Raw genomic sequence first — 15,460 nt, 5'->3', positions numbered from 1 at the left:
ACCTGGACCTGCGCACACCGTCGGGCAGACCCCTCCCGTACTGACGGGAGTCCAGGAGTCTTTACGGTGTCCCCCGGCTGGTGTTCAGCCGGTGGACGCCGCCGCACCGCCCCGGAAAGCGGCCTCGTAGGCCTCGTCGCCGATCGCCGCCCGGGCCTGGCGCTCCCCCTCGTCCCGCAGGGCCGTGAGCGACGGGGAGCCCATCTGCGGTCGCCCCACCGTGCGCCACCAGGCGTGCCCCGTGCCCAGCAGGCGCGCCGCCAGTTCGCCGTCGCCCAGCGCCGCCACCGCCGCCGCCAGCAGGTCCAGGCCGAGCGCGATGCCGAAGCGGTCGCCCAGCAGCCGCTTGCCGGACAGCATGGCCCGTACGTGCCGGGCGGCCTCCCCGTGGTGGCCGAGCCCCAGTGCGGAGACGGCCAAGATGTAGTCCGCGTACGCCCGCAGCCAGCGCTCGCCCAGCTCCGTACACGCCTCGCGAAGGCCCCGCGCCTCTTCGGCGGCCTCCTCGAAGCGGCCGAGGTCGCACAGCGCGTACCCGGTGGCCAGGCGGCACAGGAGCCAGCCCGCGCCGCTGGTCCGGCCGCCGTGGTTCGCGCGGGCCCGGGGCCCGGCCAGTGCGAGCGCCCCGTGCGCGTCGCCCGGCATCATCACGGCCACCGCGTGCAGATAGGCGGCGCGCAGCTCCGGCTCGGGGTCGACCAGCCGGGCCGCCTCGCGGGTGCACTCCTCGCCCAGCTCCCGGGCCGCGTCCATGTCGCCCTGGAGCAGCGCCGTCAGCCCCAGGGCCCACAGCGCCCCCGTGTACGCCGCGCCCGAGCGCGGGGCCGTGCGCAGGGCCCGTTCCAGGAAGCCGCGGCCCTCGTGCACGTGCCCGCAGGAGAACCAGAAGAACCACAGGTCCCCGGCCGTCTCCAGGGCCGCCGCGGGGTCCGAGCCGAGCAGGTGCTCCAGGGCGGTGCGCAGCTGTGCGTGCTCGGCGGTCATCCGGCGGTACCAGTCCACCTGGCCCGGTCCCAGCCAGCCCCGGTCGGCGGCCTGGCAGAGCGCCGCGTACCAGTGGGCGTGCCGGTCGGCGACGGTCCGTACCTCGTCGAGCTCCGTCAGCCAGTCGTGGCCGTACTCGCGGATCGTGTCCAGCATCCGGTAGCGGGCCCCGGCGCCCCGCTCTTCGGTGCGCAGGACCACCGACTTCGTCACCAGTCCGGTCAGCACCCGCTCCACGCGGGACGCGGGCAGCGGGCCGCCCGAGCACACCGCCCGCGCCGCGGCGACGTCGAAGTCCCCGGTGAAGACGGAGAGTCGGGCCCACAGCAGCCGCTCGACCGGTTCGCACAGCTCGTGGCTCCAGCCGATCGCGGTGCGCATCGTCTGGTGCCGGGGCGGCAGTGTGGCCCGGGTGTCGGACAGCGTGTCGAAGCGCGCCACGATCCGCTGCGCCATCTGCTCCAGGGTCCACAGCCGCATCCGGGCTCCGGCCAGCTCCAGGGCGAGCGGGATGCCGTCCAGGCGGCGGCACACCTCGGCGGCGATCGTGGCCCGTTCGGGGTCTTCGAAGGCGGCCGCGGACTGCGGGGTCGCGGCGAGGGCGCGGGCCCGGAAGAGCGCGAGGGCGTCGCTGCCGGGCCCCTCGCAGGGCAGCGGGCGGACCTCGACGCGCGTTTCGCCGGGGCAGCCCAGCGGCTCGCGCGAGGTCACCAGTACGGTCAACCCGGGCGCGGACTGCAGGAGTTCACCCACCAGGTGGCGGCACGCGGCGACCAGGTGCTCGCAGGTGTCCAGGACGAGGAGCAGTTCCTTGTCGGCCATCCACGCGCACAGCTCCTCGTCGAGGGGGCGGGCGGAGTGGTCGGCGAGGCCCACGGCGTGCGCGACGGTGGCGGTGAGCAGCTCGGGGTCGCGCAGGGGTGAGAGTTCCACCCACCAGACGCCGTCGCGGCGCGCGTGCCGGGGGCCGGTGGTGGCGCGCAGGGCGAGCCGTGACTTTCCGACCCCGCCGACCCCGGTGAGGGTGATGAGCCTGCGCTCGCGCAACAGGACGTCGAGGAGGCCGATTTCCTGCTCCCGGCCCACGAAGCTCGCCGGTTCCGGCGGCAGGTTTCCCGGCACGGCGCCAGAGTCTGGTGGAGGGGCGCCGCCCGTGGGGTCCGACTGATTGTTGTTGACCGAGTAATCACCGAACACGGAAGTATTGTGCGTGATCTTCCTTGGCTGGAGTGCGGTTCGCGCCGGATACCTGTCACGGCCTACCCGCCCCTCCAGCGTCGCTCAGGCGGTGAGCACGATCCGCCGCTCCGCGGAGAAGGCCCCCCAATTGCCGTCGGGCAGGCGTGCGCGCAGTTTTACGGTCCACACCGTGCCGGCGGGCTCGGTGACCGTGAGCCGGTGCTCCGCCCGGCCGGCGGGCACCGCGCCGGTACCGAACTGGATGACCGTGGTGGGCGCTCCGTTGACGAAGAGCTGGTACTCACTGGTCTCCCGGCCGGTGTCGGGTGCGGTCCAGGCGAGGGTGACCGCGCCGGGCGAGGCGGTCGCGGTGAACTCGGCGGGGGCGGTGTTCGGCCGCTGGCCGGCGCCCGCCGGGGTGGTCACGTCCACCGGCGGGCCGTCGGGGGAGGAGTTGTCGGCGCCGTCGCGGGCCCGGACGGTGAAGGTGTAGACCGTGTCCGGCTGGAGGCCGTTCAGGGTGGTCTCGGTCTGCGTCGGGCCCGCGGTGTGGATCCGGATGCCGCCCTGGTAGATGTCGTACGAGGTGACGCCCGAGTCGTCGGTGGCCGCGGCCCAGGTCAGCCGGGCGGAGGTGGGCCCCAGCGCCCGGCCGGTGGCGGTCGGCGGGGCCGTGGGGGCCCGGTGGTCCTCGGCCTTGGCGACCGGGGTGGTGGCCGGGGCGGCGGCGCTGGGCGCGGAGGTGTTCCCGGCGGCGTCGCGGGCCCGGACGGTGAAGGAGTAGCCGGTCTGCGGGGTGAGGTCGGTGACGTCCACCATCGTTTTGTCGGCGGGGACTTCGCGGACCAGGTGGTCGCCCTGGAAGACCAGGAAGTTGGTCACCCCCTGCGCGGGGGCGGGCGACTGCCACATGACGTGCACCGAAGTGGCGCTGCCGGCCTGCGCGGTGAGGCCGGCGGGGGCGGCCGGCGCGGTCGTGTCGGGTGCGGTGCAGGCCGCGAGGGCCGCCAGCACCGCGACGGCCACCGTGCTCGCCAGGGTCGTCGCGGCGGCCGATGCGGTGGCGGACGTGGTCGGCCGGGCCGCGCGGCCCGGGGCGGTGTGTGGCACGGGGGCGCCCCTTCCTCCGCTTCCTCGTAAAGGTCTAGACATATATGGCACGGCCCGGGGCGGCCGGGCAAGACCCCTGCCCTGGTTCGCCTCCTTCTGATCGCGTCTGGCACTATTGCAAGCTCTTTGCAATAGCATCAGACACTTAAGAGCAGGGATGTGCACAGCATGACGGCCCGGACAGTACGGGGAGTGGCCGGCGCGACGCTGGCCGCCGCACTCATCACCGGCGCGGCGGCCTGCTCGGCCCCCTCGGGGAGCACGGCGGGGTCCGCGGGAGCGGACTCCGCCGTGGTCGGCATCGCGAACGAGCCCGAGACCCTCAGCCCGCTGCTGGGCTACGGCAAGGACGGCAACTCCAAGATCTTCGACGGGCTGCTCACCCACGACGCCGACTTGAAGCTGAAGCCCGCGCTGGCCGAGGCCCTGCCGGAGGTCTCCGCGGACGGGCTCACCTACACCTACAAGCTCCGCCACGGCGTGAGGTTCAGCGACGGCGCGCCCTTCGGAGCCAAGGACGTCGTCTTCACCTACGAGACGATCCTCGACGCGAAGACGAACAACGCCTCCAAGACCGAGCTCGACGCCATCGACGGCGTCGAGGCCCAGGGTGACGACGCCGTCGTCTTCAAGCTGAAGTACCCCTACGCGCCCTTCGCCGAGCGGACCGTCCTGCCCATCGCCCCCGAGCACATCGCGGGCGCCCAGGACGTCAACAGCGGCGACTTCACCACCAAGCCCGTCGGTACCGGTCCGTACCTGCTCACGGGCTGGTCCAAGGGCGAGAAGCTGAGCTTCAGGGCCAACCCCTCGTACTGGGGTGGCGAGCCTGCGGTGAAACGGTTCACCATGGCCGTCGTCAAGGACGACGACGTACGCGCCACCCGGCTGCGCTCCGGCGAACTGGACGCCGCGATCCTGCCGCCCAACCTGGCCGAGGGCTTCGCCCGGGACACGGCCCGCACGGTGTACGGGGCCAAGTCCTTCGACTACCGCAACGTGACCCTGCCGACGCACAACAAGGTCACCGGTGACGTGGCGGTCCGCCAGGCCCTGGACATCGCCGTGGACCGGGCCGCCATGGTCGACAAGCTCCTGGACGGCGGTGGCAAGCCCGCCCACGGCCCCGTCCCGACCGGCAGTCCCTGGTTCACCGCCGGCACGGAGCGTCCGTACGACCTCGCCGGGGCGAAGCGGATCCTCGATGACGCCGGCTGGGCGCCGGGCGCCGACGGCATCCGCGCCAAGGACGGCGTCCGTGCCTCCTTCCCGCTCTGGTACACCTCCGGCGACAAGATCCGCCAGGACCACGCCCTCGCCTTCGCCTCCGACGCCAAGAAGGCCGGCATCGAGGTCAAGACCGAGGCCGGCACCTGGGAGGTCATCGAGCCCCGGATGAAGACCGACGCGGTCCTCGCGGGCGGCGGCTCCCCGGCCGACCCCGACTTCGACCAGTACCTCCTGCTGACCTCCTCGCTCGCGGGCGACGGCTTCAACAACATGGCCCGGTACGACAATCCGGTGGTCGACCAGGCGCTCGCGGACGCCCGCAAGAGCGGCGACCCGGCCGTGCGCAAGGCCGCGTACGACACCGTCCAGCGCGAGCTCGTGAAGAACCCTGGCTACGTCTTCCTCACCCACATCGACCACCTCTACGTCGTAACCGACAAGTGGCAGTCGCTGACCACCCAGGTCGAGCCGCACGACCACGGCCTCGGCTCCGGCCCCTGGTGGAACGTCGAGAGCTGGAAGCCGAAGCAGAAGTGAGCCCGGACCAGTGACCTCCCGCTCCGTCCGCCTCCCCTGGGGGCCGATGGCGCGCATGGCGGGGCGGCGGACCCTGTTCGCCGCCCCCGTCCTGCTCGCCGTCACCTTCGGCGTCTTCGTCGTCGCCGCGCTGTCCCCCTTCGACCCCGTGAAGGCCTACGCCGGCACCGCGGGCCTCACCGCCTCGCAGGCCGAACTCGACCAGCTGCGCGCCAACCTCGGCGCCGACCAGCCGATGGCGGCCCGCTGGTGGGAATGGCTCACCTCGGCGCTCACGGGCGACCTCGGCACCTCCTCCGTCATGCGCCAGCCCGTGGCCGACGTCATCGGCGAGCGCGTGGGCTGGTCGGCGCTCCTCGCGCTGAGCGCGTTCGCCGTGGCCGTCCTGCTCGGGACCGGGCTCGGCGTGCTCGCCGCCCGCCGCCAGGGCGGCTGGCTGGACCGGGGCGCCTCCTCGCTCGCATACACCCTGGAAGCGGCCCCGGCCTTCTGGCTGGGCCTGCTCGCCATCTGGTTCTTCTCGGTGCGGCTCGGCGTGCTTCCCTCGGGCGGCCTCACCGACGCGGGCAGCGACGTGGTGACGGCGGACCAGGTCGTGCGCCACCTGATCCTGCCCTCCCTGGTCCTCGGCGTCTCCCAACTCCCGTGGTTCTTCCTGTACGTCCGCCAAGGCGTGGCCGACGCGCTGCAGGAGGACCCCGTACGCGGGGCCCGCGCGCGCGGCGTGGCGGAGCGGCGGATCCTGCTCGCGCACGGCCTGCGCTCCGGAATGCTCCCGATGCTGACCCTGATCGGATCCCGGGTGCCGGAGCTGATCACCGGCGCGCTGCTGGTGGAGACCGTGTTCAGCTGGCCGGGCATCGCGGCGGCCACCGTGCAGGCCGCCACCTCCGTGGACTTCCCGCTGCTCGCCGCCCTGACCGTACTGGCGACGGCGGCGGTGCTGGCCGGGAACCTGCTGTCCGACCTGCTGTACGGCCTCGCCGACCCGAGGGTGGGCTTCGATGGCTGAGGTGATCTGGCGACCGCGCGGCCGCGACCGGCGCTCGACGCGCGCCGTGCGGGTGCGGACCTCGGTGGGGCTGGTCGCGCTGATGGTGCTCGCCGTCCTGCTGGTGCCGGCGCTGGTGCCCGTGGACCAGCAGGCGGTGGACCTGTCGGCCCGACTCCAGGCGCCGTCCTGGTCCCACCCCTTCGGCACCGACGACGTGGGCCGCGACCTGCTCCTGCGGTGCGTGTACGGGCTGCGGATCTCGCTGCTGGTCGGCCTGGTCGCGGCGCTCGTCGCCACCGTCATCGGCACGGCGGTGGGCGCGGCCGCCGGAGCACTGGGCGGCTGGACGGACCGCCTGGTGATGCGGGTGGTGGACACGCTGTCCTCCATCCCGCACCTGCTGCTGGGCATCTTCCTCGTCGCGATGTTCCGCCCGGGGGTGTGGCCGGTGGTCGTCTCCGTGGCCCTGACGCACTGGCTGTCCACCGCCCGGATCGTGCGCGCCGAAGTGCTGTCGCTGCGGTCGCGGCCCTTCGTGGACGCGGCCGTCTCGGGCGGCGCCTCGCGGTGGCGGATCACCGTCCGCCACCTCGTGCCGGGCATCCTGCCGCAGGCGGGCCTGGCGGCCGTCCTGATGGTCCCGCACGCCATGTGGCACGAGTCGGCGCTGTCCTTCCTCGGCCTCGGGCTCCCGGCCCACCAGGCGAGCCTGGGCAACCTCGTCCAGGGCGCCCGCGGGTCCCTGCTCGCCGGCGACTGGTGGCCGACGCTGTTCCCCGGCCTCTTCCTGATCGTGCCGACCCTGGCGATCGCCGGACTCGCGGGCGCCTGGCGCGAGCGCCGCGACCCCCGCCGCCGCTCGGAGCTGACCCTGTGAACCCGTCCCCGTCTCCGTCTCCGTCCCCGTCCTCGTCTCCGTTCTCGTTGCCGGCCGCCTCCGCGGCCGCTTCCGCCGGGCCGCCCGTGCTCGCGCTCGACCGGCTGTCGGTCCGCTTCCGCATGAGCGGCGGCCGCCACGTCGAGGCCGTCACCGACGCCACCTTCGACCTGGGCCCCGGCGAGTGCCTCGCGCTCGTGGGGGAGAGCGGCTGCGGCAAGTCCGTGCTCGCCTCCGCCCTGCTCGGACTGCTGCCCGGCAACGCCGAAACCGCCGGGTCGGCCTGGCTGGGCCCGGACGGCCGGCTCGACCTCCTCGCCGCCGACGAGCGGACGCTCGCCCGCACCGTCCGCGGCCGCCGGGTCGGCCTCGTCCCGCAGAGCCCCGCCGCGCACCTGACCCCCGTCCGCACCGTCCGCTCCCACCTGGAGGAAACGGTCCGCGCGCTGACCGGCACGGCCGGGGGGCGACTGCGCGCGGCGGCCGGGGCCGCGGCCGAGCGCGCCGCCTTCCCCGCCACCCACCTCGACCGGTACCCCCACGAGCTCTCCGGCGGCCTCGCCCAGCGCGCCGCCACCGCCCTGGCCCTGATCGGCGACGCGCCCCTGCTCCTCGCCGACGAGCCGACCACCGGCCTCGACCGGGACCTCGTCCACCGCACCGTGGACGAGCTGCGCGCGCACACCCGCGACGCGGGCCGGGCACTGCTGATGATCACGCACGACCTTGAGGCGGCCCGGCGCATCGCCGACACCGTGGCCGTCATGTACGCCGGACGGATCGTCGAACTCGCCCCCGCCGACGCCTTCTTCGGGGAACCGGGCCCGCGCCATCCCTACGCCCGGGGACTCCTGGAAGCCCTCCCGGAGCGCGCCTTCACCCCCATCCCCGGTGCCCCGCCCGAACTCGGCTCGCTGCCGCCCGGCTGCGCCTTCGCCGCGCGCTGCCCGCGCGCCGACGCGCACTGCCGGGCGCAGCGGCCCCCGCTCACCGAAGGGGTGGCCTGCCACCATGCTTGAGCTCACCGGCATCACCGCCGGGTACGACCGCCGCGCCCCCGTGGTGCGGGACGCGCACCTGAGCCTGCGCCCCGGCGAGTCCGTCGGGCTGCTCGGGCCGAGCGGCTGCGGGAAGTCCACCCTCGCCCGCGTCGCCGCCCTGCTGCACCGTCCCGACCGGGGGACGGTCGCCTTCGACGGCCGCGCCGTGACGGGCTTTCGGCACCGGGCCCCGCGCTCCCTGCGCATCGGCGTCGGAGTCGTCTTCCAGCAGCCCCGGCTGTCCGCGGACCCTCGCCTCAGGCTGCGCGACCTCGTCGCCGAGCCCCTCCGCGCGACCGGACGGCGTAACGAGATCGGTTCGGCCGTCGACGAGTTGGCCGCACGCGTCGGCCTCGGCGCGGACCTGCTCGCCCGGCGTCCCCACGAGGTCAGCGACGGTCAGCTGCAGAGGGCCTGCCTGGCACGGGCGTTGGTGCTGCGCCCGCGCTGGCTGGTCTGCGACGAGATGACCGCAATGCTCGACGCCTCCACCACGGCGGCCCTGGTCGGGGTGGTCGAGGAGTACCGGGCGGAGACCGGGGCCGGACTCCTCGCGGTGGGCCACGACCCCGTCCTGCTCGCCCGCTGGTGCGACCGTACGACCCGCTGGGACGAGATCGTCAAGCACTGAAGGCCGGTCACGGACGGTCAACACCCGTTTGGCGGACGCGGGTTTCGCCCGGCGGAGCCTCCTCCTGCGCCACCATGGCGCCGCGAAAGGAGGTGTTCCCCATGGTGATCTCCCTCTCCGTGGTCGTCCTGCTCCTCGTCCTCGCGTGGATCTTCCTGCGCGGCGGCGGTCTCAAGCTCTCGCACGCGATCGTCTGCGTCCTGCTCGGCTTCTACCTCGCGAGCAGCAGCATGGCCGCGACCATCCACGACGGCCTCTCGGCCACCGCGAACGTGGTCTCGGGCCTCAGGCCCTAAAACGGTCCGGGCGTGATCGACTGTTGCGCCTTCGTGAATCATCCGGCTCTTCCATGGACTCCTCAGGCAGTGCGATCTAGCGTCTGGCGGCGGCGCGATGTCAGACGCGGTGTCAATAAAACTGAAGAGAATGGAGGAAGTCCGGATGTTCCGAAGAGCGCTGAACTGCGCCGTGGTCCCGGTTCTCGCCGTGTTCACGGCGATGTACGCCATCTCCCCGGCGCAGGCCGAAGAGATACCCCAGGCCCCCGGCCACCGCCTGGTCAGCCACTACGACGGCAGCCCCGCCGCTGCCGTCCCGCTCCCGGGCGAGGCGCCGCCGCAGCACCCCTTCCTCGCGCCGAACGGCCGTAGCGGCATGCACTCCGACGCGGCCGGCAGCGCGACCTCGCCCTGGTCCGGGCCGCTCGGCAAGAACCCGCGGGTGACCAGCGAGAAGATCGCCGCCCTCGGCGGCGAATGCGCCACCGCCACCTTCGACGCGGGCGGCCGCCTGGTCACGGTGTGCGGAACCTTCTCCGGATTCAAGGTCAAACTCCTCGAACCCCGTACGCTCGCCACGCTCGCGGAACACCAGCTCCCGCAGCGCTCCTCGACGGTCGAGGCGATCACCTCGCTCGACTTCGCGAAGATCTTCAAGGACACCTCGGGCGGCGCCTACTTCTACCTGGACGACCAGGACCGCGCCGTGCTGGCCGACTCCCGCCAGCACATCCTGCGCCTCGCGCACGGACAGGACCCGGACGGCAGCTGGAAGTTCACGGTCGCCGACGACTGGGACCTCACCGGCCAGGTCCCGCACGACTGCGTCACCTGGACCAACCTGCGGCCCAGCGGCACCTGCGATCCCGTCACCTCGGTGATGCCCGACTGGAACGGCCGCATCTGGTGGGTCACACGTCAGGGCCGCGTCGGCACCGTGGACCCGGCGACCTCGCAGATCCGCTCGGTCCGGCTCGCCGGCGAGGAGATCCAGAACTCCTTCTCGGTCGCCGAGGACGGGGTCTCCATCGTCACGGACCACGCCCTCTACAGCTTCCGCGTCACCGCCGACGGCACCCCCGAGGTCCAGTGGCGCCAGACGTACGACCGGGGCACCGGCACCAAGCCCGGCTCCGTGAACCAGGGCTCGGGCACCACCCCGGACCTGTTCGGCAACGGATACGTCGCCATCACCGACAACTCCGACGACCGGATGAACGTACTGGTCTACAAGCGGGGCGTGAACGTCCCGGCGGACCAGCGGCTGGTCTGCAAGGTGCCGGTCTTCGGCGCCGGCGCGTCGACCACCGACAACTCCCTGATCACCTGGGGCAACAGCATCGTCGTCGAGAACAACTACGGCTACGAGAACCTCACCTCGCTGCTGCTGGGCAAGTCGGTCGTCGGCGGCGTCAGCCGCATCGACGTCCGCGCCGACGGCAGCGGCTGCGACACGGTCTGGGAGAGCGCCATCCGCTCGCCCTCCGTGGTCCCCAAGCTCTCCACCGGGAACGGGCTGCTCTACTTCTACGAGAAGGAGCCCAACTCCTGGGGCATCGACGCCTGGTACCTCACCGCGGTGGACTTCCGCACCGGTGAGCGCCGCTGGCGGCAGCTGACCGGCACCGGCCCGCTGTACGACAACAACTGGGCGCCGATCACCCTCGGCCCTGACGGCACCGCCTACGTCGGCGTGTTCAACGGCATCGTCGCGGTCCGCGACGGCGGCTGAGAGCGCGTGGTGCGCCGCGTCCACGCGGCCACCGGCGTCGGGCAGGCCGGCGCGAGATCTCCTCGCCGGCCGCGTCGTCCGGGGTGACCGGGATCGTGCCGCCCGGATGGCCGTCCGGGGCGGCCAACGGCTTCTCCCGGTCGAGGTTAGGGGCCGGCCAGGCGTTCGATGGCCACCAGGGCGGCGTCGTCGCCCAGGTGGCCGCCCGGTGAGTGGGCCAGCAGGTCCGCGCACAGGTGGCGCAGCAGCGCGTCCGGGCCGTCGCCCGGCCAGTCGGCCGCCCGGTCCGGCAGCGGGTAGAAGTTCCCGGCCGCGTCGCGGGCCTCGATGACTCCGTCCGTGTAGAGGAGGACGACGTCGCCCGGTTCGAACGGGAACGACTGGGCGGCGAAGCCGGTGTCGACGTACTGCGTCAGACCCAGCGGGGGCGCGGGATGGTCCACCTGGAGCGGTACGGCGCGGCCGCCGCGCAGCAGCAGGGGCGGCGGATGCCCGCAGCTGAGGACCTGCAGGGTCATCTCCCCGTCGGGGATGTCGAGCACGGCCGCGGTGGTGAAGCCCTCGCCCGGCCGGCCCGGATCCTCGGCCTCGTCCGCATCGGCGGCGACGGCGGCCTCCAGATAGGCGACGAGCTCGGGCAGGTCGGTCTCCTGGTGCGAGGCGGCCCGGAAGGCGCCGAGCACGATGGCGGCGTCCCCGATCGCCGCCAGGCCCTTGCCCCGGACGTCCCCGATGAGCAGCCGGGTGCCGTGCGCGGTCCGCGCCGCGGCGTACAGGTCGCCGCCGATCTGCGCCTCGGCCTCGGCGGCCAGGTACACACAGGCCACCCGCAGCGGGCCCATGCGCTCGCGCAGCGGCCGCAGCACCACCTGCTGCGCGGCGACGGCCACGGAGCGCAGCTGGGTGAGCTGCTCCTCGTGCGCCTCGCGCAGGTGTGCGAAGAAGGTGACGAAGGCCGAGATCAGGATCAGCGCGATGATCTGGAAGGTGTGGTTCAGGTCCGTGAGGGTGGTCCGTGCGACGGCGACCATCACCTGCGCCAGCACCGCCACCGCCCCGACGAACCCCGTCATCCGGGGCCCGGCGAAGGACGCGGTCAGGGCCGGGGCGGCGACCAGGAACGGCCCCAGGTGGACATCGGGCGGTGCCAGCACGTCGACCACCGTGACCAGCGCGATCAGGGCGAAGGGAACCGCCAGAAGCGCCACGCGCGGTTCCCCGTACCGGCGAGTGGGTGCGGGCGACAGCCGATGGTCCATGCCTCCTGCATACACCGGGGCCGTGCTTCCCGCGCACCGGCCGGGCCGGGCCGGACGCGACGGAGCCCGGTCCGGCGGGGTGCCGGACCGGGCAACGGGAGGTCAGCTCACCTGGAGGGTGACGTCGTCCACGACGAAGGAGGTCTGGAGGGACTGGTCCTCCAGGCCCTGGAACTGCAGGGTGACGCTCTGGCCGGCGAACCGGGAGACGTCGTAGCTCTTGAGCGTGTAGCCGGAGCCCGCGTCCACGTTGGACAGGGTCTCCAAGGTCTGGCCGCCCACCGAGACCGTGAAGGTGTCGTAGACGACGTCCTCGGTCTCATCGGTGTCGATGTGCAGGTAGAAGGAGAGCCGGCCCGAGGCGCAGCCGGCCGGCAGGGTCAGGGACTGCGTCGCGCGGTCGGTGCGCGGGGAGCCCCAGCCGTTCAGCCACGCCATGTACGAGCCGCTGTGCGCGACCTCGCCGGACTGGTTGGTGATGACGCCGGAGGTGGCGCTCCAGGGACTGGAGCCGTTCTCGAAGCCGCCGTTGGCGACGACCTGGGCCGGGGTGCAGGTGCCCGTGCCGCCTCCCACGGTCAGGGTGTACGTGGTGGTGTGGCTGACGGTGCCCGAGCCCGTGACGGTCAGGGTGTACGTGCCCTGCGCCGCGCCCGCGCCGACCTGCACGGAGAGCGTGGCGGAGCTGCCGGACTGCACGGAGGCCGGGCTGAGGGTCGCGGTGACGCCGGCCGGAGCGCCCGAGACGGACAGGGCCAGGGTCTGGGGGCTGCCGCTCACGGTGGTGGTGTTGACGGTGGAGGTGACGCTGCCGCCCGGGTCGGCGGAGCCGGCCGAGGGGGAGGTGGCGAGGGAGAAGTCCTGCGCCGGGGTGCCACCGCCCACGGCCTGCTTCCAGATGGCGTAGGCGACGCCGTCGGCGCTGCGGTCCAGGACCGTCGCGCTGATGTTGCCCGTGGTGTCACAGGAGCTGTGGTAGCAGGAGTCGTACGCCGCGTTCGCGGTGCCGCCCCACTTCGCGGCCTGCGCCGAGGTCTTGCGGGCGCTGGCACCGGCCGCGTAGCCGGAGGTGGGGATGCCGCCCTGCTGGAAGGAGTAGTCGTCACTGCGGCCCTGGCCCTCGGTGTTCTCCTCGGGGGCGAGGTTCAGCGAGGTCCAGTACGCCTTGAGGGGGGCCGCGGCGGTGGAGTTGACGTTGTTGATGAAGTAGCCGCCGTTGGTCGAGCCGACCATGTCGAAGTTGTAGTAGGCCTTGATGGCCGACTTCTGGGTGCTGCTGAGCTGGCCCACGTAGAACTTCGAGCCGTTGAGGCCCTGCTCCTCGTCGGTCCACCACGCGAAGCGCACGTGCTTGGTCATCGTGGGGTTCTTCTGGGCGAGGACCAGCGCGTTCTCCAGCAGGGTCGCGGATCCCGAGCCGTTGTCGTTGATGCCCGGGCCGGCCGAGACGCTGTCGAGGTGCGCGCCGAACATGACCGTCTGGTCGGCGGGGCCGCCGGGCCAGTCCGCGATCAGGTTGTTCGACGGGTAGGTGCACGAGGTGCAGTTCTGCTCGGTGACCGTGTAGCCGGCGGCCTGCAGCTTGCCCTTGATGTACGCCACGGACTGGGTGTAACCGCCGCTGCCCGCACGGCGGTTGCCGCCGTTCTGGGAGGCGATCGAGTTCAGCTGGGTCAAGTGCCCCTGTACGGCGGCCACGTCGATGTTCGGCGCGCCGGGGTCGGGTGTGGTGCCGCCGACGGTCAGCGCGTAGTCGACGGTGTGCGAGAGGGTGGTGCCCTGGCCCTTGACGACGACGGCCGAGGTGCCGGGAGCCGCGTTGGAAGAGGCGGTCAGGGTCAGCGTGGAGGACTGGCCGGACTGCACGGTGGCCGGGTTGAAGGAGGCGCTCACCCCCGCCGGCAGGCCGGACGCGGTGAGGGTCACCTGCTGGGCCGTGCCCGTGGAGACCGCCGTGGCCACGGTGGTGGTGACCGAGGCGCCCTGCTGGACGGTGCCCGAGGACGGGTTCAGCGCGAGCGAGAAGTCGTTGTTCTGGCCGCTCGGGGTGCAGGTCGGGTCGGCGGACTGGGCGGGGACGCTGATGGCGTCCCAGGCGCCCTTGGTCTTGTTGAACAGGTCGCAGGTGGTGTCCAGCGACTTGGCGGAACTCAGCGTCGCCGTGCGGTACTTCTTGTAGGACATGCCGGAGGTCTTCAGCAGCATGCCGCCGTAGAAGATCTTGCCCGCGTTCTGCACGCCCGCGCCGGTCAGCGTGGACTGGTTGCAGGTGCTGCTGTTCGGCTTGCCGCCGCCCGGGTTGGTGCCCTCGGCCAGCAGGTAGAACCAGTGGTTCAGCGGGCCCGCGGCCGCGTGCACCTCGGTGCCCGGTATCGCGGAGCTGTAGCAGGCAGGGTCGTTGTTGACGGCTGGCGGGTTGTACATGTTCCGGATGGGCCCGGTGCCCACGAGGTTGATCATCTCGCCGACGGTGTAGTCCGGGGTGTCGTACGGGGAAGGCTCGTTGGCGAAGGCCTCGGTCAGCGCACCGAAGATGTCACCGGTGGCCTCGCCGAGCCCTGACTCCTGGCCGCTGGTGCCGCCGGGGGTGTTGGAGTCGATCGCGTGCCCGTACTCGTGGGCCACCACGTCCACGCCCGCGATCCACTCGTTGGCCTGGTTGTGCCCGATGGTGACCGAGCTGCCGTCCCAGTACGCGTTCAGGTCACCGAGGCCGACCTTGCCCGGGAAGCTGCGGCCGTTGCCGTTGACGCCGTTGCGGCCGAGCCACTGGCCCAGCATGTCCCACTGCTTCTGCGCCGCGAACATCAGGTCCGTGCAGCCGGTCTCCTTGGAGGTGGCGTTGCCGGTGCCCCAGGAGTCGGAGGACTTCGAGAAGACCGTGCCGGAACTGTAGTCGGCGCAGGTCAGACCGGGCCTGTTCGGGTCGCGCAAGGAGTACGTGCCGCCGGACGCCGTGGTGTCGATCGTCAGCGGGTTCGGGCCGTTCCACTTGCTGTTGCCGCTGCCGGCCACGACGTCGTCGTAGCGGTCGACGACCTTGCCGGTGCGGGCGTCCACGAAGACGTGCAGCTTGCTGGGCGCCGTCCGGGTACGGCCCGAGAGGACGGTCTCCCAGGCCAGGACCTGCCGGTCGTCCTTGAGCTTGACGACCAGGCGGCTGCTCTCCACCTTGTCGACCTCGGCCAGCTCGCTCCGCGAGGCGGACTCCGCGGCCTTCGCGTCGACGGACGGGGTGGTCGCCACGTCGATCACGGTCGAGGAGGCCGACTGGAGGGCGCGGACGCGGCCCTCGCCGTCGGCGAGGACGACCGCGTCGCCGCCGACGACCGGCAGGCCGCGGTAGCTGCGCTCGTAGGCGACGGAGTACAGGTCCTGCACCCAGGGGGTGACCAGGCGCCGCTCGTACTGCTGCCGAGGGAAGTTGACCAGGGTGTCGAGGCCGCTCTTGACGGCCGCGTCGGCGGCGGCGACCGCGCGCTCGGCGGACTTGGCCTGCCTGGGCGGTACCGGTTCGGTCCGTTGCGCGGCCGACGCGGTACCGGCCAGGGCTCCGGCGAGGCTCGCGGTCAGCGCGAGGGCTGCCACGGACGCCGTCCATCTGGTGGG

The 15,460-nt window shown here is 72.8% G+C and carries 11 protein-coding genes; 7 read left to right on the top strand and 4 right to left on the bottom strand.

What is annotated here, in order from left to right; translation table 11 throughout:
• Positions 1 to 84: 84 nt before the first annotated feature.
• Together ACFWBF_RS05545 and ACFWBF_RS05540 are read right to left on the bottom strand one after the other, a co-directional pair.
• Entirely contained in the window at positions 85 to 2,106 is a 2,022-nt protein-coding gene (locus ACFWBF_RS05545) for an ATP-binding protein (protein WP_385595607.1), read from the bottom strand.
• Positions 2,107 to 2,265: 159 nt separating this feature from the next.
• Positions 2,266 to 3,273: a fibronectin type III domain-containing protein gene (locus tag ACFWBF_RS05540; RefSeq protein WP_385595605.1), complete on the bottom strand. Its 1,008-nt coding sequence runs from the start codon at positions 3,271 to 3,273 to the stop codon at positions 2,266 to 2,268.
• 168 nt (positions 3,274 to 3,441) lie between these two features.
• On the opposite strand from ACFWBF_RS05540, the gene ACFWBF_RS05535 reads away from it, so the two are divergent.
• From ACFWBF_RS05535 to ACFWBF_RS05505, 7 genes are all read left to right on the top strand, one after another.
• Complete coding sequence (locus ACFWBF_RS05535) at positions 3,442 to 5,040, top strand: ABC transporter substrate-binding protein (protein ID WP_385595602.1); 1,599 nt, start codon at positions 3,442 to 3,444, stop codon at positions 5,038 to 5,040.
• Positions 5,041 to 5,086: 46 nt separating this feature from the next.
• Positions 5,087 to 6,052, top strand: a complete 966-nt coding sequence (locus tag ACFWBF_RS05530) for an ABC transporter permease (protein WP_385595599.1) — start codon at positions 5,087 to 5,089, stop codon at positions 6,050 to 6,052.
• Entirely contained in the window at positions 6,045 to 6,911 is an 867-nt protein-coding gene (locus tag ACFWBF_RS05525; protein ID WP_385595594.1) for an ABC transporter permease, read from the top strand. The genes ACFWBF_RS05530 and ACFWBF_RS05525 overlap by 8 nt, the downstream gene beginning before the upstream one ends.
• A 122-nt stretch (positions 6,912 to 7,033) precedes the next feature.
• Positions 7,034 to 7,930 (top strand): ABC transporter ATP-binding protein, encoded by an 897-nt coding sequence (locus ACFWBF_RS05520; protein ID WP_385595728.1) that lies wholly within the window; start codon positions 7,034 to 7,036, stop codon positions 7,928 to 7,930.
• A complete protein-coding gene (locus tag ACFWBF_RS05515; protein ID WP_385595590.1) occupies positions 7,923 to 8,582 on the top strand; it encodes an ABC transporter ATP-binding protein in 660 nt (219 codons plus the stop codon). The genes ACFWBF_RS05520 and ACFWBF_RS05515 overlap by 8 nt, the downstream gene beginning before the upstream one ends.
• A 101-nt stretch (positions 8,583 to 8,683) precedes the next feature.
• Positions 8,684 to 8,878 carry a hypothetical protein gene (locus ACFWBF_RS05510; protein ID WP_385229513.1) on the top strand — a complete coding sequence of 65 codons (195 nt, stop codon included), beginning with the start codon at positions 8,684 to 8,686 and terminating at the stop codon, positions 8,876 to 8,878.
• A gap of 145 nt (positions 8,879 to 9,023) precedes the next feature.
• Complete coding sequence (locus ACFWBF_RS05505; protein WP_385595587.1) at positions 9,024 to 10,592, top strand: hypothetical protein; 1,569 nt, start codon at positions 9,024 to 9,026, stop codon at positions 10,590 to 10,592.
• Positions 10,593 to 10,738: 146 nt separating this feature from the next.
• Here the strand turns inward: ACFWBF_RS05505 and ACFWBF_RS05500 are convergent, their stop codons facing one another.
• Positions 10,739 to 11,851, bottom strand: coding sequence for a PP2C family protein-serine/threonine phosphatase (locus tag ACFWBF_RS05500; protein WP_385595584.1), 1,113 nt, complete (start codon positions 11,849 to 11,851; stop codon positions 10,739 to 10,741).
• A 102-nt stretch (positions 11,852 to 11,953) separates the two neighbouring features.
• On the bottom strand, positions 11,954 to 15,439 hold the full coding sequence (locus ACFWBF_RS05495; RefSeq protein ID WP_385595581.1) for a M28 family peptidase: 3,486 nt from the start codon (positions 15,437 to 15,439) through the stop codon (positions 11,954 to 11,956).
• Between the last annotated feature and the right edge of the window lie 21 nt (positions 15,440 to 15,460).

Origin of the sequence: Streptomyces sp. NPDC060028 (genome assembly GCF_042736725.1) — a bacterium.
Lineage (GTDB): Bacteria > Actinomycetota > Actinomycetes > Streptomycetales > Streptomycetaceae > Streptomyces.
The sequence above is the reverse complement of the archived record's forward strand: the minus strand, read 5'-3'. Positions and strand labels throughout refer to the sequence as shown.

Coding starts and splice junctions, on each gene's coding strand:
- ACFWBF_RS05535 (WP_385595602.1), top strand. CDS start 3,442: ATGACGGCCCGGACAGTACGGGGAGTGGCCGGCGCGACGCTGGCCGCC.
- ACFWBF_RS05530 (WP_385595599.1), top strand. CDS start 5,087: ATGGCGCGCATGGCGGGGCGGCGGACCCTGTTCGCCGCCCCCGTCCTG.
- ACFWBF_RS05525 (WP_385595594.1), top strand. CDS start 6,045: ATGGCTGAGGTGATCTGGCGACCGCGCGGCCGCGACCGGCGCTCGACG.
- ACFWBF_RS05520 (WP_385595728.1), top strand. CDS start 7,034: ATGAGCGGCGGCCGCCACGTCGAGGCCGTCACCGACGCCACCTTCGAC.
- ACFWBF_RS05515 (WP_385595590.1), top strand. CDS start 7,923: ATGCTTGAGCTCACCGGCATCACCGCCGGGTACGACCGCCGCGCCCCC.
- ACFWBF_RS05510 (WP_385229513.1), top strand. CDS start 8,684: ATGGTGATCTCCCTCTCCGTGGTCGTCCTGCTCCTCGTCCTCGCGTGG.
- ACFWBF_RS05505 (WP_385595587.1), top strand. CDS start 9,024: ATGTTCCGAAGAGCGCTGAACTGCGCCGTGGTCCCGGTTCTCGCCGTG.
- ACFWBF_RS05500 (WP_385595584.1), bottom strand. CDS start 11,851: ATGGACCATCGGCTGTCGCCCGCACCCACTCGCCGGTACGGGGAACCG.